Consider the following 21,744-nt stretch of genomic DNA (forward strand, 5'->3'; position numbering starts at 1 on the left):
CCCTATACAGCGCCCCCTTGCACAAGCACATTCAAGAGCATTCCTCTAGGTTTAGCGCCACTCGAACCAGACAATCCTCAATCACTTATCTGCTCGTGACAATCTCGTTCAAATAAGCTTGCTCACCACTATCACCGTCGCTACCGGACAACTATTTTATGTTTAAACCTCCAAGCAAGCACTATGTGCTGCTATTACTGGCAAGTCTGTTTACGTTAAGCAGCAACGTGCTTGCCGAGAGCCCGGAAGAAAATGCGCTGGCGCTACCCGTATGCGTCAATGGCCGCTGTACGGCAGTCGATCAGAATGGCAATTTGCTCATGCCTTTCGACAATCGCTACAGCAATGTGATTGCGGCAAATTATAAAAACACGATTTTTGCCGGCAAGCAGGGGATGTGGCATCTGGTCAGTGCCGATGGAAAAACAGTACTCAAAGCCAATATAAGCAAGCAGCTTACACCTCTCACCCCAAACTACTTCCGCATCGACGAAGACGGCAAAGCGGGCATCATACGCAGTGATGGAAAACGCATCGCAGCGCCCAGGTATGACTACATACATGTCGAACACAACAATCCATACATGGTTTACGGACTCAAGGGAAAACAGGGCCTGCTGAATGCGCATGGAGAAAAAATTACCGAGGCGCGCTTCGACAGTATCCTGTCACGCAATTCAGCTACAGAACACGCTTCACTGGCCATCGCCAGAAACGACGACGGGCGACTATGGCTGATTAATCTCAAGACCAGGCAGGTAATACCGACCACAGCCACCTCTCTGGAAGATATGGAGGATGGACATCTAGTAGCCAAATCGCGGAATGGACTGCGCACGGGACTGGTCAATCAACAAGGCCAGGTGGTTATAGATATCGAGTACGTCAAGCTGGGCCTACCGAGCGGCGGTCTTGTTTCATTTCAGAGGGAGTACAACGAACCTTGTGGCTATCTTGATTATCAGGGCAAGGTAGTGATCGCCGCACAATTCAGCGAGTGCCTGCCCTTCGGTCAAAAAGAAGCGCTGGTGCGTGAGCGACACGCAAATCCACTCGCCGGAAAATTCGGCCCTATCAATCGTCAAGGCGCATGGGTACGACCGCCCTCCTATGACAAGGCGGATCTATCTGGCCAGTCCATCTTCGGCATCCCAACACCGGTACCGGGTCTGCTGTCTATTGCCAAGGTAGATGAATTCGCAACAAAGTTTGGACTCTACGATACAAACGAGGGTAAGGAAATCATACCCATGCAATATCAATGGGTAGCTGCTATCAGCCCCGACTGGTTTGCTTACAGCGACGACGATTCACCGCAAGTAAAAGTGCACTTCTTAAGGAGCGAAGCCCTGGCACCAGCACAAGGCATCATGGACCGCATGGGCAAAGCGCTGGTTGCCCCTTCGGGCTTCGTCTATATTAGCCTTGATCCCTCGGGGCATTTTTTCCGGGCATGGACCGGCATAGACAAAAAAAGGAAAATTGGACTGTATGACCTCAACGGAAATCTGATCATCCCACCCAATTGGGAAATGCTAAATATCGATCATCGCCACGGCGTCATCCAGGCTTATGCCCGTATAGATGACACTGCGGAGAACAACTTGCAAGCGCTTTACGCCTTGCACAACATGCAGGGCAAGCTCTTGCTAAGCATCCGTACGCTGGTATGTGGTGCGCAGCAGGCCATCGACAGCGCTGGTGCCGTGATATGGCCCGAGGATCCGGAACAATACTGCACGCAGCGACCTTAGCACTTGCCACCCGTCGCGAGCATGCCCCGCTTTACCGTAACCAGATTTTGTAATTCTCCGCAGGCGACATCGTCGCCAGAAATATTGCACACTATGGCGCTAATGTACTCTCACTGACCTTACCCAAGGCCGGCAAGGAACGCAATGCACTGCGGAATTTGATCCTGTAAATGAAAACGGGCTCACCATCGTAAATAGTGAACCCATCTGCAACCACAAAAAATCAGTCCATCAATAGGTTTTAATACCAGCCCTAGCCACCAGCTCAGCGAAGTCTTCCGGCAACTCGGTTGACCATTCCAGCGGCTCACCGCTGACTGGATGCATCAGGCCGAGGCGCCGTGCATGCAAGGCCTGACGCGGGAATGCCGTAGTCAGATGCTGCTTGCCATACAAACCGTCGCCCACCAGCGCAAAACCTATCGATTGCATGTGTACGCGGATCTGATGCGTCCGGCCGGTTTCCAGCCGGCATTGCATCAGGCTGACCGGACGGCCATCCAGCATGCCGGTTGCCAGGCGCTGGTAATGCGTGATCGCTGGCTTGGCAGTCAGATTTTCCGATACCGCCATCTTGATGCGGTCACGTGCATGGCGACCGATGGAAGCATCGATCTTGCCGGTAATGTTGGGCGTGCCCCATACCAGCGCCAGGTATTCACGCTTGACAGTACGTGCCTGCAACTGGCGTACCAGGTCGGTATGTGCGATCAGGGTCTTGGCCACCACCATCAGACCACTGGTGTCTTTATCCAGACGATGCACGATGCCGGCACGTGGCACACCGGAAATTGATGGCCAATAATGCAACAAACCATTCAGCAAGGTGCCCGACCAGTTCCCTGCGGCCGGATGCACCACCAGACCGGAAGGTTTGTTAATCACCAGCACTTCGCTGTCTTCGTGCACGATGACCAGATCCATGGCTTCCGGCTTGAAAGCCTGCTCTTCAGGCGCAGGCTGCGGGTGAATGACGACCTTTTCATCGCCATATACCGTCATTTTCGCGCGGGCAACTTCGCCATCCACGCTGACGTGACCACCATCTATCCATTGCTGCATGCGGCTGCGCGAATATTGCGGAACCAGGGTGGAAAGTACTTTGTCCAAACGGACGCCGCAGACTTCCGGGCCTAACTCAAGAGCGATCGGCGGCAGTTCCAGCGCCAGATCGTCGCCATCATCCACGCCGTCCAGATCACTTTCGGGCATGGTTTTATTCAAAATCGGTGTTTCGGTTGGTATCACTACAAGTCCCATCGGCTATAATCATTCATTGTCTAGCGGCATTCTCGCGAAATCTCATGCAAAAACCAATGCTAAAAATTACCATCGTCGCTCTCGCCTTCCTACTGTCCGCATGTAGCCTCACACCTGACAAATTCGACGAGACCAAAAACTGGTCTCCGTCCAAATTATACTCGGAGGCTCGTGAAGAGATGAATGTAGGTGATTACACCAAGGCCATCTCTCACTTCGAAAAGCTGGAATCCCGTTATCCGTTTGGCACCTACGCCCAGCAAGCGCAGATGGAAATCGCCTACGCCTACTATCGCCAGGGTGACCAGCCACAGGCTCTGGCTGCGGTCGAGCGCTTCATCAAGCTGCACCCGGATCATCCTAACGTCGACTATATGTACTACCTGCGTGGTCTGATCAATTTCAACGATAAAGTCAGTATTTTCGACTTCGTATCACGCCAGGATCCGACCGAACGTGATCCGAAAGCGGCCCGCGAAGCGTTTGACTCTTTCAAATTGCTGACTGAACGCTTCCCTGACAGCAAGTACACACCGGATGCAACGGCACGCCTGGCCTACCTGATCAATACCATGGCGCAATACGATGTCCACGTGGCGAACTACTACTATCGCCGTGGCGCCTACCTGGCGGCGGCTAATCGTGCACAAGCCGCGGTGAAGAACTATCCGGGCGCACCAGCCGTGGAAGGCGCGCTGTACGTGATGATCCAGTCTTACGACGCACTCAACCTGCCGCAATTGCGCGATGATGCCGAGCGCGTGATGAAGACCAACTTCCCTGATAGTGTTTACTTCAAGGGCGGCCCGAAAAAAGAAACTCCTTGGTGGAAAGTCTGGTAATTGTCTTAAGTTAAGCACCTGTAAAAAAGCCTCGCATTGCGAGGCTTTTTTGTTGCACAAAGAAATAATCTTACGCGTACAGGAAATTAATACGCGCCACTTCCGAGGTATTGCTCGCGTCGTAAAAAGCAAAATAACCATTCCCTGCTACGGCATTACCGGACACTCTCAGCGTATCGCCTCCATCCATGCGAACGGTAAGCTGGTTATTCACTCCCATATTAATGACATCCTGCGCAGTAAACGTCAGGGTCGTAGATACACTATCCCTCACGTCCAGCGTGGTAATGCCACTTGCCTTGTAGGTATTTTGTGTGGGGCCTGCCAGGAAAGTCGTCATATTCAGACTTGCCTGCAAGCCATCTATCCTCAACGTATCCGCGCCATCGCCGCCGGTAATATGATCCACATTGGCAATCGAGGAACCGTCTGCACCAACCTTGACCCAGAAAATATCATCACCGGCACCACCGATCAGCGTATTGTGCCCACCCAAACGTCCATCCAGGATGTCGTTGCCGGCACCACCATTCAGAATATTAGTAGTGTTGATACCAAGCGCCGTCAAAATATTGGCCAGGCCATCACCGGTCAAAGTGCTGTCAACATTTGCACTACCAGTTAAATTCTCGATGGATGTATATCGATCGCCATTCGCATCGCCGCCGGTACCCTGGCCGGTTGCCAGGCTCGCCACGATAGGTTGACCGGTCGAATACTGATAACTGACCGTATCGTTACCGCCAGTACCGCCATTAAAATTATTGGCAGCCGCACTTGCATAAAACAGATCGTTGCCAGCGCTGCCGATGACGTTTTCTATACTCACATAGCTATCACCCTGAGCATAGCCACCGGTACCAGTGCCATTAAACAAATTGACCGTCACCGCCGTTCCGGAGGCAGAATAATCGACGGTATCACTGCCAGCACTGCCGCCGTCAAAAACACTGGCAATATTGTTGGCGACGAAGGTGTCGTTAAACGCACTGCCCACCACATTCTGGATACCGATATAAGTATCACCAGCAGCGAAACCCAATGTGCCTGCGCCCGTATTCAGATTGACCGTCACGCCCAGATCTGAATATTGATAATTAACGGTATCAACACCACCATTGCCGGTAAATTTATTCGCTTCACTACTTGCGTAAAATATATCGTTGGAAGTGCTGCCGATGACATTCTGGACACCAGAGAATGTATCGCCATAGGCTTCGCTACCGACCGCCGAACCAATCGCATTACCGTTGAATAAATCGATAGTCACGCCGAGACTGGAACCAGCATAGTTAATCGTGTTCGCCGTCGCGGCTGTACCGTTGTAGCCCAGGCCGATCAGTTGATCAGCACCTGCACCACCGGTCAGGATGGAGCCACCAGCAGCCAAACCAGTCAGTTTGTCGGCAAAAGCTGTACCGGTCAGATTTTGAATAAGAGTAAAGGTATCGCCGGTAGCATCGCCAGTCGAACCAGTCGTCGTATTCAGATTGGCGACCACTGCAGCCGTTGAACCCGCATAGCTGACCGTGTTATTGCCCGTGCCGCCATTGAAAGCATTGACATCCGCGCTCGCGATAAACAAATCATTACCCGTACCGCCGATCGCGTTCTGAATGTTGGTGTAAGTATCGCCTTCCGCATCGCCGCCTTTACCACTACGCGCCGCGACACCTCCGACAACCGCATTCGACAGATTGATGGTCAGTGCCGCAGTATTGCCTGCGTAGTTGGTCGTATTGTTGGTGCCATAACCGATCAAGACGTCCGCGCCTGCGCCACCCGTCAGCGTCGAATTACCACCTGCGGCACCACCCAGCGTATCGTTGCTAGCAGTACCGATCAGATTCTGGATATTCCAGAAAAGGTAACCAGTCTGGAACGCGCTGGTACCAGTCATGTTTTTGATATCAATATTGACCGGGCCGGCCAGTGATTGATAGCTGACCGTATTCACGCCGCTACCGCCGTCAAATCTGTTGCTCACCGCAGCGGCGTTGAAGGTATCGTTACCGGAACCGCCTGCCACGTCCTGAATATTGACGTAGGTATCACCTGCGGCACCACCCGCACCGCTGAGGGTCGCGACACTCGTGCCGTTCAGCGTTGCTGCAACACCGGCCAGATTGATCAATACGTCTGCAGTCGCCGCTTCGTAGCTGACCCGGTTATGCGAGTTCGCATCGCTGACGCCGCCGTCAAATTTATTGGCCGCAGCACCTGTTGCCGCGCTGGCGTAGAAAATATCATCGAAGCTGCTGCCGACGACGTTCTGTATATTGATGTAGGTATCACCAATCGCGTAGCTGCCGGCCGCACCGCCGCCTGTCATCGTCGTCAGCCCGCCGCGTGTATCTGTCGCCAGATTGACGATCACACCGACATCCGATGCGGCGTAATTCACAGTATTACTACCTGTGCCGCCATTGAAGGCATTCGCAGCGCTACCCGCAATGAAGACGTCGTTGCCACTGCCACCAGTCGCATCATGGATACCGATGTAAGTATCCTGACCGGCAACCTTACCGACATTGCCTTTGCCCGCAGCCACGCCAGCCACTGCCTTATCGGACAAGTTGATGGTCAGTGCAGCTGAGAACCCGCTGTAATTGACACGGTCATGCAAACCGCCATTACCGTCGAAGGTGCCAGCCAGCGTGTTGTGCGCAAAGAATTCATCACCACCCAAAGTACTGCCGGTCACATTGCTGATGCCGGAATAGGTATCACCTTCAGCATCGCCACCGCGTCCGGCACCTGCGACCAACGCAGCACCACCCGCCGTCGGATTAACCGATCCGGTTGAAAGATTGACTGTGACCGCCGTCGCTGACGAGGTATAGCTGACCGTATCGCTACCACCATTACCGGTGAATACGTTAGCTGCAATACCGCCGATGAAAATATCGTTGGATGCACTACCCGTGACATTCTGGATCGCGTTGTAAGTATCACCAGCGGCGTGGCTGGCGCTTACAGTCGCATTTGCGCCCGTCATGCTGGCCACCGTAGTGCCGCCTATCGTGACGCTGGCACCCGACAAGTTGACGATCACACCTGCAGCGGAGCCGCCGTAATGCACCGTGTTATTCGTACCGCCACCACCATTGATATTATTTGCCGCCGCATTGGCAACGATGATATCCGCGCCGCTGCCACCAGTGATGTCCTGGATATTCACATAGGTATCACCCAGCGCGCCGCCAGCGCCGCTGTTGGCAGCGATGGAAGTGCCGTTGACTGTTACTGCAGCACCTGCGAGGTTGACGACAATCCCGGTACTCGTCGCTTCATAGCTGACCCGGTTATGCGAATTGGCATCGCTGACGCCACCGTCAAATTTATTGGCGGCTGCCCCGGTTGCAGCACTCGCATAGAACAAATCATCGAAGCTGCTGCCGACCACGTTTTGTATATTGGTATAGGTATCGCCAATGGCATAACTGCCAGCCGCACCACCACCTGTCATGCTGTTAAGGCCGCCACGCGTATCTGCTGCGAAATTGACGATCACGCCTGCATCCGATGCTGCGTAATTCACAGTATTGCTGCCAGTGCCGCCGTCAAAGGCATTCGCAGCACTACCTGCGATAAAGGTATCGTTGCCCGCGCCACCAGTCGCATCATGGATGCCGATGTACGTATCCTGACCAGTCTTGCCGACGTCACCTTTACCGGCAGTTACGCCTGCCACCGTCTTGTCGGACAGATTAATAGTCAGATTCGATGTGAAGCCGGTGTAATTGACGCGATCATGCAAACCACCATTACCATCGAAAGTCCCTACCAGGGTTCCGTTTGCAAAGAATTCATCACCGCCTAATGCGCTACCGATCACATTGCTGATGCCGCTATATGTATCATTCAGTGCGTCACCACCACGACCTGTGCCTGCGGCCAGCGAACCGCCACCCGCAGTCGGCGTCACTGCGGTACCCGAAAGGTTAACGGTGACGGCTGCGGTGGACGACGTGTAGCTCACCGTATCGCTGCCACCACCGCCGACAAAGGCATTCGCGGCAGCGCCACCGATGAAAGTATCGTTGTATATGCTGCCGATGACATTCTGGATGGAGGTATAGGTATCGCCTTCAGCATAGCTGCCGACACCACCACCGGTATTACTGGCCAGACCATTGACACTCAGTGCTGACAAATTGACGATCACGCCGCTGTTCGAGGACGCATAGCTGACGGTATTCGTACCACCGCCACCATTGAAATTATTGACTCCCAGGCTGGCGATGAAAATATCGTTGCCATTACCGCCGGTCGCATCCTGGATATTGGTATAGGTATCACCTTGCGCATTACCGCCGGCACCAGTCCCCGCCGCGACACCGGAAGCTGCCTTGTCAGACAGATTGACGATCAGGTTGGCCGTATCGCTCGCATAGCTGACACGGTTATGCAAACCACCGCCGCCATCGAAATTATTCGCAGCAGCACTGGCGATGAAAGTGTCATTACCTGCACCGCCGCTAATATCCTGAATATTGGTATAGGTATCTCCCTGAGCGTTACCACCCAGGCCGATCGCACCAACTGTCAGCAAATCAATCGTCAGGTCCGCAGTATCGCTCGCATAGCTGACGCGATTATGCGAAGTTGCCGTACTGGTGCCACCATCGAAACGATTGGCCTGACCGTTGGCGATGAACAGATCGTCGCCGGAACCACCTGTAATGTCCTGGATGTTGGTGTAGGTATCGCCTTGCGCATTGCCGCCCAGCCCCGTACCGGCGATCAAATCGATCGTCAGGTTGGCTGTATCGCTCGCATAGCTGACACGGTTATGCAAACCACCGCCGCCATCGAAATTATTCGCTGCCGCACTGGCGACAAAGGTGTCGTTACCGCTACCGCCGGTCACATCCTGGATGTTAACGTAGGTATCGCCTTGCGCATTGCCGCCCAGCCCGGTACCGGCGATCAAATCAATCGTCAGGTCTGCTGTATCGCTCGCATAGCTGACACGATTATGCGAAGTTGCCGTACTGGTGCCGCCATCAAAACGATTGGCCTGGCCGTTGGCGATGAAGAGATCGTCGCCCGAGCCGCCGGTAATGTCTTGAATATTGGTATAAGTGTCGCCCTGCGCATTACCACCCAGACCGATTGCACCAACTGTCAGCAAATCGATAGTCAGGTTGGCGGTATCACTGGCGTAACTGACACGGTTATGCAAACCACCACCACCGTCAAACGCATTCGCTGCAGCACTGGCAACGAAGGTGTCGTTACCGCTACCGCCGGTCACATCCTGGATGTTGACGTAGGTATCGCCTTCCGCATTGCCGCCCAGCCCGGTACCTGCGATCAAATCAATCGTCAGGTCTGCTGTATCGCTCGCATAGCTGACGCGGTTATGTGAAGTCGCCGTGCTGGCGCCGCCATCAAAACGATTGGCCTGGCCATTGGCGATGAAGAGATCGTCGCCCGAGCCGCCGGTAATGTCTTGAATATTGGTATAAGTGTCGCCCTGCGCATTGCCGCCCAGACCTGTACCGGCGATCAAATCGATCGTCAGGTTAGCGGTATCACTCGCATAGCTGACGCGGTTATGCGTGCCGCCGCCACCGTCGAAGTTATTCGCTGCCGCGCTGGCGATGAAAGTATCGTTGCCGCTACCACCGGTAAGGTCCTGGATATTGACGTAGGTATCGCCCTCGGCATTGCCGCCTATCCCTGCTGCACCTGGCGTCAGCAAATCGATAGTCAGATCCGCAGTATCGCTGGCATAGCTGACACGGTTATGTGAAGCAGCGGTGCTTACACCACCGTCAAACCGATTAACCGAACCATTCGCAATGAACAGATCATCGCTGGCACTACCGATGACATTCTGTATCGAGGTGTAGCGATCATCTTGCGCGTACCCCCCCGTCCCGATACCGGTTATAAGGTTAACCGTTACGCCGGCATTGGACGCAGCATAACTGACCGTGTTCGAACCCAGCCCGCCATCAAAGCTATTGACCAGGTTGCTGGCGACAAAGGTATCGTCGTAGCTGGTACCGATTGCATTGCGTATGCCATCGTAGCGATCACCGTCGGCGTAACCACCGGTACCAACGCCAGCGTTCAAGTCTACCGTGACGCCGTTGCCATCAGTTGCCTTGATATAGCTGACCGTATCGTTACCGCCATTACCGACGAAAGAGTTGGCAGCACTATTCGCGATAAACAAATCATCGCTGGTGCTGCCTTTGACGTTCTGGATGCTGATGTAGCTGTCACCATCCGCAAAACCGCCGCTACCGGTACCCGCTACCAGATCTATGGTTACCCCTGTGGTGGAATGTTCATAGCTCACCGTATTCGAACCGGCGCCACCATTGAATGCGTTGGCGACATTACTCGCGATGAAAGTATCGTTGCCGCTGCCGCCGGTTGCATCCTGGATATTGATCAGCGTGTCGCCGGCGGCCAGGCTACCAGCGCCCGAACCTGTACCGTTGAACAGATCAACCGTTACGCCTACCGTATCGTTGGCATAGCTGACGCGGTTATGGTTGCCGCCGCCGCCATCAAAGGTGTTGGCAGCAGCACTGGCGACAAAGGTATCGTCAAAGGCACTACCGATGACGTTCTGTATATTGATAAATTTATCGCCCTGCGCGAAACCGCCACTGGTACCGACGCCGTTGGCGTGGAACAGATCGACCGTCACAGCACCGGTAGTGGACCCACTATAATCCACCGTATTGGAACCTGCACCGCCATCGAATACATTCGCAGAGTCATTGGCGACAAAGGTATCGTTACCGCTGCCACCGGTCACGTTTTCGATATTCGCCAGGCGATCACCTTCGGCCAGGCCACCAGTACCCAGACCGGTGACCAGGTTGACGGTGACGCCCGCGGTATCAGCTGCATAGCTGACGGTATCTACACCACCGAGACCGTCGAAATTGTCAGCGTGGTTGCTGGCAATGAAAGTATCCGCATAAGCAGTACCGACGAATTTATCGATATTCGTGTAGCTGTTCGAATACGTGGCAGGCGTCCCGCCTGCAGCAGGGGTCAGTTCAATACCACCTACGTTACGCGATGCATCAACGACGACGCCGGACAGATAGCGTTCATAGCTCACTGTATCAATACCGCCCGCACCGCCATTGAAATTCAGGCTATCCGTATCCGCAACAAACTTGTCGTCAAACGAACTACCGATCACGTTCTGGATATTTTTATAACTGTCACCCTGGGCATTACCACCCGTACCCTGGGCTTTGTAGAAATCGACTTCAACACCAGAAGCAGAACCGGCATAGCTAACCGTATTAACACCACCCATACCATCGAAATGGTTAGCGTCCAGACTGGCAACAAAGGTATCGTTATATGCGCTGCCGATAACATTCTGGATATTGACGTATTGGTCACCGGTGGCATCATTGCCACTACCCACACCGTTCAACAAATCAACCGTCACACCGGCAGTCGAGCTCGATGGCGAGTTCGCATAAGAGACCGTGTTCGAGCCACCCGCACCACCATCAAATTTGTTCGCGACGCTGCTGGCAATGAAGGTATCGCTATAGCTGCTGCCGACGACATTCTCAATATTTGTGAAGGTCAGATTCCCCGCATAACCGCCAGTGCCAGTGCCAGTCGTCATGTTCACAGTCACAGCAGCATTCGAGGCAGAAAAATCGATCGTATCGCTGCCGCCAGTACCGCCATCCACGCCTTTGGTATTGGCACCGACGATAAAGGTATCGTCATGCGCACTACCGATTACCTTCTGAATATTTTGCAACGTATCGTGACCACCAAAGCCGTCTAGTGCATTACCGGTGCTCAGATCTACCGTCACACCTGAGGTCGATGCCTTGTAACCGACCGTATTAATATTCGTGCCGCCGCTGTTCACTCCACCGACGATAGTATCGTTACCGGCACCACCTTCGAAATAAGTATTACCCTTGCCGCCGTAGAGGATATCAGCACCGGTACCGCCGTACAAAAAGTCGTTTGCATTGCTACCGTATATCGTCGTACCGGCGTTATCGCCGGCATGCACGGTGTGCGAAATACCTTGTGCTGGCAACACAAGCGCACTTTCACCTGTTACCGGATTGGCATAGTTCAGGTCATCTGCAGTCGTCGCGTCCTTGAGCACGACCTGACGCACGCTGTTAAGTACCTGTACGCCGTCAGTCGTGATAACCGACAATTCAAAATTCAGTTTGAAATCCTGATGTATAGGCGCATTTGCATTCGCCTCCACCGTGTTGTAGCGCAGCTCAAGTCCGTACTGCTTGGTATCCGGTAAGACCGCGATCTGGTAAACACCATTACCCAGGAAAGTGGCCCCGACTATCGTCATGTTCGAAGGGACACCCGATACCGTCAGACTCTGTACCTTGCCGTCGCCGGTAATCTGCACATCGAGTACTTTGCTAAAAGTCCCATTCGGCGTATTTCCGCTTGGTGCCAGACCATTTGCCCATATCTCAGTGACATCATTAGCCGCATTGATAATCTGCGGTGCAATCTGCGCGATATTCGAAGTGTTGGTATCCGACTGGAACGCGCTGCTACCACCGCTACCCTTCAGGGTCGTGCCATCTTGCGTCGTACCTATCGTATTCACCAGATGCACCGACAGTGCTGGCGCGTTCGGCCCGATGACGAATTCCTGCGGCGTCACGCCCGGACGTTCCGGCAAAACCTGTGGTATCTGTTTGACCAGCGGCTGCTGCACAGAAGCCTGGCCTTCATAATTCGATTTGAAGTTATTGACCGGCGTTGCATTGCTTTGTACCACGTTTGCCAGTTGCACCATCGCCTTGCTCAAGGCAGCGATCGCCGCATTTGCAGCCTGTGCCTGTGCCGCCAGATCTTGCGCACCTTCGGTCTGGCGGTAGGATGCTTCTTCCTGCATAAAGCCGCGTCCCTCGGCGCCTTGCGGCTCCGTACTCAGGACACGCGGCTGATCGAGTTTTTGCAGCGGAATGATGCCGACCTGATCCATCATATGGGCGGCACTGTCACGCCCATTGCTGAAGTCGACCATCACGCTGTCATCCATCGCACCTATCGCACCACCGGCCAGCACCAGTTTGGTACCGTCGTTCAGGTAGAGCACCATGTCGACGTCGACGATGTGCACCTTGGCGATATCGCCTTTGCTTATTTTCAGTTGGAAGTTGCCCTGCTGATCCGGCGTCACAACGCGGATAGGCGCACCATTTTTTTCCAGCGCAGGCTGGTTATTAGCGGTTTTGGAAACAGGAGCGGTAGCCATCTGAGTATCCCTTCATAGTGAGAACCGGATTTTTTCCCGGCCCGTCAAACATACTTACTGCAATATTTGCGCCCGCGGGCCGTCTGCAACTATCTTGCCGTCATGAATGACGATGATGCGATCCATCTGCTTCAACAGCACCGGACTATGCGTTGCCACCACCAGCGTACGCGTGGCGGCAAACGCGACCAGTCTTTCGATAATCTTGTTTTCGGTTCCCTGGTCGATGCCAGTCGTCGGCTCATCCAGCAACAGCACATTCGGCGTGCTGGCAATTGCCCGCGCCAATGCCACCATCTGACGCTGCCCACCTGACAGATTTCCCGGCGCCACCAGCAACTGATCCAGGCGCAACTGGCCGCCGGCCAATAGCTCATCCATGCACGACACATGCAATGCAGTCTGGTAAATCGATGTACTGATGGTGTTATCCACAAAAATATTAGATGCCAGCGTGCCATCGAACAGGAAAGGATCTTGCGGTTTGTAGGCAATCGAACGCATGCGTACGTCTTGCGGATAAGCCGCAACCGAGATGCCATCCATCAAGACTTGCCCGACATCCGGCGCATGCACACCGGCGAGGCAACGCAGCAAAGTCGATTTGCCTGAACCGGAACGTCCAACCAACCCTACTTTTTCACCCGGATTAATTACAAAGGAAATTTGTTTCAACATTGCCGGCTCACCCGGTTTGATACTGAAACCGAGGTTGGCAACCTGGATCTTTCCTTCTATCTGCTGCCGATCCACTTCGTTCGTCGGATTTGCATTCGGCGCGTCTACAAATAATTCTTCAAACGACGTACGAGCCTGTTTAAAAGCATCGATACGTCCCAACACCATTGCGACCGAAGACAACATGGAAGCAGCACGACCAACCAGCATGGAACAGGCAATCAATGCGCCCACGGTGAGCGCATTGGCTTCTACCATATACACACCTACCACCAGGGTAGCCACCGTCATCAACGTATAACCCGTGGATGAAATCGTAAAACCGACGGACGCCCAGAAACGGCTTTTTGCCTGCGTCACACCCGAATCTTCAGCATCCTTTGCGAAGAGGTCCAATACGCGCTTTTGCAAGGCCGAGGTCTTCAGCGTTTCTATGCCATATACCAATCCTGCCAGTTTGTCCGTCTTCGTCGCGCCGACCATCATGGCGGTACTTGCATAATCATTCGCCGGTATCTTGCACAGCAATTGCGCGCCGACCAGCAACACACCACCAACCAGGACGACCCAGACGATAGGGCCGCCTATCAGTCCGATCGCCAGCAGATATAGCAGCAGGAACGGGAAGTCGATAATGACCAGCATGTAGTTGGAAGACAGCAAATCACGCGCGCTGGTGATATCGCGATACTTGGCCAGCACCACACCGACCGGCCAGCTGACCCGGTTAGCCAGCAGTTTCTTGACCACCGCCTGATCAAAGTCGATATCGAACTTGCCTGCCAGTTGCTCGATATAGAAAGTACGTATCACGCGCAAGACAAATTCCAGCGCGAGGAACAGCAACATGCCCAGCGTCAGCGCCCACAGGGTATCCGGTATGTGATTGCCGATAACCTTGTCGTATACCAGGCGCGAATATATCGGCAGCAACAGGCCGAACATATTGATCAGGAAACCGGCGACCACTATTTCCACCAGACGCTTGCCGTATGCACGCAGCATCGTGATGTACATAGGGTCACGCGTGATCTCACTTAACGCCTCGCGCAACACGCCTACATCACCCTGCGGGGTGATGTTATTGGCGGCCGCTACCGCTGCGTCAGGAAGATCGGGCAACTTGCTCATAAACCTGCTGGTCCTTGTTACTTGCTATCGCGATTCGACAACTCACGCATCGCTTCACGCAATTCCAGGCGCAAATCCTTGATCATGGTCTGACGACCATTGCGCATTTCTTCGATGATGGTTTGCGACATGACGTTTTGACGTACCAATGCTTCATTAATGTTAGCCAGCGCCTGCGGAATCGCATCCAGTCCCTTGATGCGTTCATTTTGCATAGCCATATGCTTGGCGAGGTCGATCTGCAACTGACGTGCTGCCAATGCATCGCGTGTGATGTTGCCGGAGTTCTCGCCGATCACCGTACCCAGCTGGCCCAGACGGGTTGCCACGTTCGAATGGATTTCGGCCTGATGCTGAATCGCATTCAATTCGTCGCCCAGACGTATCGACACCTGCGACAACAAGCCCGGCAATTGCGCAATATGTTGCGCAGTTTTTTCATGTACGCCAGCCAGATCAGCCTGCTGCGCATGCAAGGAACTCAAGGCCGACGACACTGAACTCTGGCCGCTTTGCATCGCACCGACGATTTGCGGCAGCACATCGAAGCTGCGCAAGGCGATATCGCCGTTCACACTGAGGCGCTCATTCAACAGCGACAAGCTTTGTGTAATGTCCTGCGTCGATTCCAGCTTTTGATTGATCATCTGGCCCAGACCGCGAATTTCTTCCAGCGTCTGCTGCCCTACTTCATGCATACGTGGTCCGAAGCTGACCAGCTGACGCACGTTTTTCGATTCATCTATGCTTTCCTGGAACAGGCGCGCGACAGTTGCGAGTCGCTCGTTCATCGCTTCCAGCTTCATACCGGCCTGCAACGACGCGTCCGAACTATTGCGCGAAGTCAGCACCGATTCACGTTGCAAGACCATCAGGTCATGCAGGAATTCAGTCAGGAAGGATTCGGAAATACCCTGACGCTGCGAAGCACCAGGCCCCGACATTTCATGCACCACGTGCTCTACCATCACGCTGATGCATTCGCGCGCTGCAACGACCAGACGTTTGCCGGCACCACGCAGGCAGACCAGTGTCAGACCCAGTGTGAGCGAACCAATCAGGCCGAACATCGACGCGCTGAATGCGGTACCCATACTCGCCAGCGGCTTGTTCAGGTCAGTGACCAGCGTCGCAAACGATGCATCCATATCACTGCCCTGGGTCGCCTGGCCGAAACCGTTAATCAGGTCAGCGGTACTGACCAGCGTTTCCAGCAAACCGATGAAGGTACCGAGCAAACCCAGCGCAATCATGAAACCGGTCAGGTACTGCGGGAACTCCATGCGTGCTTCCAGATGTGCATGCAATTCGGCCAGCGAACGCTCGATGGTTTCCTGCTCGATACGAGTGGTCAGGCGACCTTTGGTACTCGCCACGCTGACCAGCACCTTGGCAATCTCGGTGCCCTCGAAAGTCGGGTCCTTGACCAGATCCTCCAGCGCCTCACCTGCCTGCGAACGTGCGTAAAATACTTTCAGCTTGTTGTATTCCCAGCTGACCTTGTAAATGTCGTACATGATCAGGGCGACACCAAATACGGCAACACCGATGATGAACAAGTTCAGCACCGGATTGATATGTATCGCGTGGAGTACGAACTCCCTGAACATTATTCCGCCCGTCAACAAGACCAGGGAGGGAATCAGCGCAAGAAGGTAGTATTTGCGGAGCGTTTTCATGGTGCTGGATATTCCGATCGGGTAATTTAAATTAAATTTTTTGTTATCAGGATCAACGCGGTTCACGCAAAGCACTTTGCGTAAAACGATTAATCGGGGACATCAGGTACTGCCATACGGTGCGGCGACCAACCACGATATCTGCAGTGGCGGTCATGCCCGGCATCAAAGGCAAGCCATCGCTGGCGCTCTTGATTTGTTCAGGATCACGACTGACTTCTATCTTCACGCGATAGTGCCGTTCACCGCGCTCTTCCGGCACGGTATCGGCACTGATCTCCGTCACCTTGCCTTGCATCGAACCAAACACGCCATAGTCATACGCAGTCACCTTGACGCGCGCCGGTTTACCGATAGCGAGTTCGGCGCGGTCAGTCGGATTGATGTTGGCTTCGACCACCACCTTGTCATCGATAGGCGTCATCTCCAGGATAGGATCACCCGGCTTGACCACGCCGCCGACGGTATTGACGAAGATACGGTTAACCACGCCATCCATCGGCGCCTTGACTTCGGAACGCAGCACACGGTCGTTGCGCGATTTCATTTCTTCCGACAAGCGTGCCAGTTCGGTTTCAGCCGTCGTCAGATCGGCACGCGCTTCAGCGCGGAAGCGCGACACGCCATCCGTCACCTTGGCCTGCGCTTCAGAGATCGCTGCGCGCAAACGCGGAATCATTGCACTCGCCGCATTCAGCCGACTGCGTACGTCCTGCGCACGTGCCTGCGACTGGATATCTTCCAGCTGCGAAGCGGCGCTTTTCAAAAACATCGCATGCACCAACTGGTATTGCTGCTGTGCCAGATTGAATTCATCGGTCAGGCTCTTTTGCCGGCTGATGGTTTCATTCAGCTCGGCCTGGCGCTGCGTGGTCTGTTCACGCAGGATGCTCAATTCACCGTTCAGCTTGGCCTGGCGCGCGATAAACGCCGCCTGTTCATTCTGTGCCGAAGGATCCGCCGCCACATCGGCGGGCAAGGTCAGCTGTGCGCCATTTGCTTCCGCAGTCAGGCGTGCCACGCGCGCGCGCAAACCAGCCAGTTTGACCTGCCCTTCCCCCTGATCCGAAGCAGCGCGCACATCGCGTATCGTGATCAACACCTGATCCTTGCGCACAGCAACACCTTCACGCACAGCCAGAGTCGAGACGATGCCGCCTTCCAGATGCTGGATGATCTGGTTATGGTCGGATGGCACAATACGCCCCTGTCCGCGCACCACCATATCGATAGGTGCGAAGTAAGCCCAGATCACCAGTAGCAACAAACCAAACGACAAGGCCAGAACAAATACCTTAGGCCCCGGCATCTCGCGATACGACTCTATCCCGCGATCCAGCGCAGGCACGGCCTTGCGCGTCGCACTTTCGACACGTTTCAGGCGCTGCGCTATAAAGCTGGATAGACGGGGGAATTTCATTTGGCCGAAGCTGAATATTGGATCACGACGCTGGAATCGGTTTCGACGTTTTCATTGCCCGGCACCACGCGGCTGATGACACTGCTAGGCGCTACGCCCTGATCGATCAGGTAGTTACGCACGGCGATCGTGCGGTAGTAAGCGCGACGACGACCTTCGGTGTAAGCCAGCGTGCCGACCACACCGGTTACGACCAGCTTGCCCTGGTTGCTTTTGATTTTCTGGGTCCAGCCTTTGAGATTGGCTTCCAGCGCTGCAACCGCTTTCTTGTCGAGCTCCACGCCATCGGTATCAAAATGCAAAGTGACCGCATCGCTGCGGCCATCGAGCTTGATACCGGCCAGCGTATCGCTGGCGGTCGAAGTACGCGATTTCTCTATCTGGATTGCTTTGGTCGGCGCGCCTTCATCGCTGCGCAAGCTGCCCGGCAAGGAAGTGCTGCTGTTGTTCAGCTTGGCTTGCAGCAGCGCGACCTGTCCTTTCAATGCGGCGATTTCCCGGATCTGTTCCTGGCTCTCGGCTTTCAGGCGCGCCGCATCCGGATTTTGTCCATCATCCAGGCGGCTGATTTTCGGCTGATCCCTGGACGGCGTTACCACCTGTTCCTGCAATTCTTTTTTCTCGATGAACTTCACCGCCTTGAATGCCGCCAGTTTTTGCGAATAGTAGAACAGCGTCACGACAAAAACGACGACGACGAAGATCATCACCAACACCACGTTGGATAGCGCGTCTACGAAGCCCGGCCAGAAATTCTGTTGCTTACCACCTTCCATCTTTCCCCCTGGATTACTGCATTAAGGCTGCTGCATGCCTTCCACGAAGGAAGAAGCGCGCCCGGTGTTACGCAAAATTTGATAGCTGATATCGGCCTGCAGGAACAGTAACTGCGACAACTCAACGCGCGACAGATAAGCCTGTTGGTAAGCATCAAGTACGTCCAGCAATTGCTTGTTGCCGGTTGCCAGTTGTTCAAGAAAGACGTCTGCTACATCGGCATTGGTCTGATAAGCCTGGCGCGCGATGGTGATGCGTTTTTTGACGGCATCCAGCGTGCGGTAGTTGATCTCGATTTGTTCTTTGAGTTTGCGTTCGATATCAGATGCAGTATTCGCTTTTTCTACGTACTTGCTGCCGATTTGCTTTTGGTAGTAATAATCTGAACCGCCATTGAGCAAATTCATATTCATCACCAGCATGTAGCGGCGATCCGTTGTCAGCCGGCCGTCACCGCCAGCGTTATCAGTCCTTGCTTGTGATACTTCTATCGAAAAGTTAGGCGAGAAACGCGACCGTGCCGATTTCAATTCTTCGCTGGCGGCCGCGGTGTCCTGGCGCGCTGCACGCACTGCCGGATTGTTTTCGTAGATCTGCTCCAGCGCGAGGCGCGAAGTGTTCGGCACCAGCGGCATCATTTTGGTCGGTATGCCGAGTTGTTGCGTGCGTACACCTGTCAATTGCGCCAGCGTGACCATTGCACTTTCGAGCACGCCTTCAGCTTCAATCATGGTCGAGCGCGCATTCAATGCACGACCGCGCACGCGTTCAAAATCAACCTTGCTCGCGCCACCGCCCTGCAAGCGCTTGTTCATGTAATCCTGCAACGTATCCATACGCTCGGTATAGCTGCGTGCAAACGTCAGTGCAACATAGCTGCGCAACAGATCGTAATACGCCTTGATGGTGGTGTAGTACAGCGCTTCGCGCGCATCTTCCTTGCGCAGATCAGCTGCATTTGCCAGCGAAGCCTGTTTGCGATATTCAAAATAGGAGGCAGGTGCAAACAAAGGCTGACGCCGAATCACGCTGTTATCCCAGCGAATATGGGTATCGCTGGAAAAAGCCCGTCCCGTATTCGGATTAATGATGGAAGCAGGTGCCGAGTACTCGCGACCGCGCTGTGCGCGCACATCAAGAGTCGGCCCCAATTGCCCCAACGCCGCTTTCTTGCCATACAGTGCGCCTTCTGCCTGCGCACTCGCTGCTGCGTAGCTATAACTGTTTTGCAAAGTACGTGCGAGCGCCTCTTCCAGCGACAACATGTTTTGTATAGGGCCATCGCTCAATGCGGAGATCCCATCCGGTAAAGGCACCGCAGGGTTGGTGAATGCCTTATCTGACTGGCGCAGCAATTGCAGGATCTCATCGTCACGCGAACCGTCCGCCTGCATGGTTTCTGAAGCCTTGGCGGCATTACTGCTCTCGCTCTTGCTCCGTTTCGGCACATCAGAAGGCAAACGCAGAACCGGTGGCGTAACAGGTGTCACGGCCGGAGCCACTACAGGCGCAACCGGCGCTGCAGCATCCTCACCTGAAGTGGGCTTTTGACGCTGTATATCCTGAGTGAAAGGTTGCTCACCTGAACCGGGACGGGAACGAAACAGATTCGATTGGGCAATTGTGTCTGGAGTCGACGGAGCCGCAAATGCTAATTGCGATGCAATCAGAAAGGGAAGACTGGAGATTAAGCTATATTTCAATGTACTAGTCATCTAACAACTGGCCGATCAATATCCCAAACCGGCAACTGTGTGTGCCGCAAACACGCATGCAATGCATCACTGCACCTTGCCCCCAAACACCAAAAATCACTATTTTTCTTATTGTTTGTATGCAGAAAGCATTATATGGGAACTTGCACGCGCTCCGAGCAGCCAGCTTGCAATAAGTTGTAGCTGAACAACTGCAAATTTGTACGATAAGCCTTTGATTTAACAATTGTTTTCATTAGAGAAAATGTTTCTTTTAAGAAACTTTCTCGAAGGAATGCAGTTGTCAGCATGGAATTCATTGCATTGCAGCAATATTGACGAGAGGAATGAGGGAAAATATAGTCAAATATTTAACAAATAATTGCTGCAGAAAAATTATCTGAGCAAGTCTGAGAAAATTTCCATACGGCAAGTATATGATTTCTATATGGAAGTATTATTTCCGCAGGGAAACTATATTCCCGCCTTGCGCCGGAACATCCAGGTCTTTTCATTTGACGCACCTGCATCAAATGCATAACCGTCAACATCGAAAAATTTGAGGTCATTTGGACGCGTTATACCCTCGGTTGCGGCATACCTCGCCATCAACCCGCGCGCCCTTTTTGCATAGAAGGAAATAATCTTGTACTGCCCGTTTTTCCAGTCCTGGAATACCGGCGTAATCACAGGAGCCTTGAGCAAGGTCGGCTTGACCACCTTGAAATACTCTTCCGATGCCAGATTGACCAGGGCCTCCGATTGCTGCTCTGCGATGCGCTGATTCAGCGTCTCTGTCACCCTGCTCCCCCAGAATGCATACAGATCCTTGCCGGCCGGGTTCGCGAGCCGGGTACCCATTTCCAGTCGATACGGTTGCATCAGGTCGAGCGGACGCAAGACGCCGTACAAGCCGGATAAAATACGGATGTGCGACTGCGCATACGCCAGTTGCTGTTCGTTCAGGCTGGCGGCATCCAGTCCTTCATAGACATCGCCATTGAATGCCAGCATCGCCTGCTTGGAATTTTTCTGCGTAAATTTGGGCGACCAGGCCGCAAAACGATTAGCATTCAGGCTCGCCAGCGGATCGGAGATACGCATCAGACTCGCGATCTGCGCCGGGGATGACAAACGCAGGATATCGATCAACTCAGCGGATTGTTTGATGAAGTCAGGTTTGCTGCTGAACTCAATATGGGCGGGCGTGTCGTAATCCAGGGTTTTGGCTGGCGATAAAACAATAAGCATTT

Annotated in this window: 10 protein-coding genes and 1 pseudogene; 2 read left to right on the forward strand and 9 right to left on the reverse strand. The window is 53.8% G+C overall.

Annotated elements, in window-relative coordinates; genetic code table 11:
• The first annotated feature begins 158 nt into the window (after positions 1 to 158).
• Positions 159 to 1,754, forward strand: a complete 1,596-nt coding sequence (locus DBR37_RS13895; RefSeq protein ID WP_124575083.1) for a WG repeat-containing protein — start codon at positions 159 to 161, stop codon at positions 1,752 to 1,754.
• 231 nt (positions 1,755 to 1,985) lie between these two features.
• On the opposite strand, the gene DBR37_RS13900 is transcribed toward DBR37_RS13895, so the two are convergent.
• Entirely contained in the window at positions 1,986 to 2,966 is a 981-nt protein-coding gene (locus DBR37_RS13900) for an RluA family pseudouridine synthase (RefSeq protein ID WP_233588387.1), read from the reverse strand.
• Between the two features lie 92 nt (positions 2,967 to 3,058).
• Here DBR37_RS13900 and DBR37_RS13905 point away from each other — a divergent pair, with 92 nt between their 5' ends.
• Positions 3,059 to 3,856 (forward strand): outer membrane protein assembly factor BamD, encoded by a 798-nt coding sequence (locus DBR37_RS13905; RefSeq protein WP_124575085.1) that lies wholly within the window; start codon positions 3,059 to 3,061, stop codon positions 3,854 to 3,856.
• A gap of 70 nt (positions 3,857 to 3,926) precedes the next feature.
• Here DBR37_RS13905 and DBR37_RS13910 read toward each other — a convergent pair whose 3' ends face one another.
• The 8 genes and pseudogenes from DBR37_RS13910 to yaaA form a co-directional block, all read right to left on the reverse strand.
• On the reverse strand, positions 3,927 to 13,112 hold the full coding sequence (locus tag DBR37_RS13910) for an S-layer family protein (RefSeq protein ID WP_124575086.1): 9,186 nt from the start codon (positions 13,110 to 13,112) through the stop codon (positions 3,927 to 3,929).
• A gap of 54 nt (positions 13,113 to 13,166) precedes the next feature.
• On the reverse strand, positions 13,167 to 13,790 hold the full coding sequence (locus DBR37_RS17420) for an ATP-binding cassette domain-containing protein (protein WP_370454265.1): 624 nt from the start codon (positions 13,788 to 13,790) through the stop codon (positions 13,167 to 13,169).
• 213 nt (positions 13,791 to 14,003) lie between these two features.
• A pseudogene (locus DBR37_RS17425) lies at positions 14,004 to 14,921 on the reverse strand (ABC transporter transmembrane domain-containing protein); the annotation flags it as partial.
• Between the two features lie 17 nt (positions 14,922 to 14,938).
• Complete coding sequence (locus DBR37_RS13920) at positions 14,939 to 16,600, reverse strand: biopolymer transporter ExbB (RefSeq protein WP_124575088.1); 1,662 nt, start codon at positions 16,598 to 16,600, stop codon at positions 14,939 to 14,941.
• A gap of 52 nt (positions 16,601 to 16,652) precedes the next feature.
• Positions 16,653 to 18,020, reverse strand: a complete 1,368-nt coding sequence (locus DBR37_RS13925; protein WP_124575089.1) for an HlyD family type I secretion periplasmic adaptor subunit — start codon at positions 18,018 to 18,020, stop codon at positions 16,653 to 16,655.
• Positions 18,017 to 18,796 carry a hypothetical protein gene (locus DBR37_RS13930; protein WP_124575090.1) on the reverse strand — a complete coding sequence of 260 codons (780 nt, stop codon included), beginning with the start codon at positions 18,794 to 18,796 and terminating at the stop codon, positions 18,017 to 18,019. Before DBR37_RS13930 ends, DBR37_RS13925 begins: the two co-directional genes overlap by 4 nt.
• A 21-nt stretch (positions 18,797 to 18,817) precedes the next feature.
• A complete protein-coding gene (locus DBR37_RS13935) occupies positions 18,818 to 20,287 on the reverse strand; it encodes a TolC family protein (RefSeq protein WP_370454262.1) in 1,470 nt (489 codons plus the stop codon).
• 678 nt (positions 20,288 to 20,965) lie between these two features.
• On the reverse strand, positions 20,966 to 21,742 hold the full coding sequence (gene yaaA, locus DBR37_RS13940; protein ID WP_124575092.1) for a peroxide stress protein YaaA: 777 nt from the start codon (positions 21,740 to 21,742) through the stop codon (positions 20,966 to 20,968).
• Positions 21,743 to 21,744 lie beyond the last annotated feature (2 nt).

The organism is Herminiimonas sp. KBW02, assembly GCF_003852535.1.
Lineage (GTDB): Bacteria > Pseudomonadota > Gammaproteobacteria > Burkholderiales > Burkholderiaceae_D > Oxalicibacterium.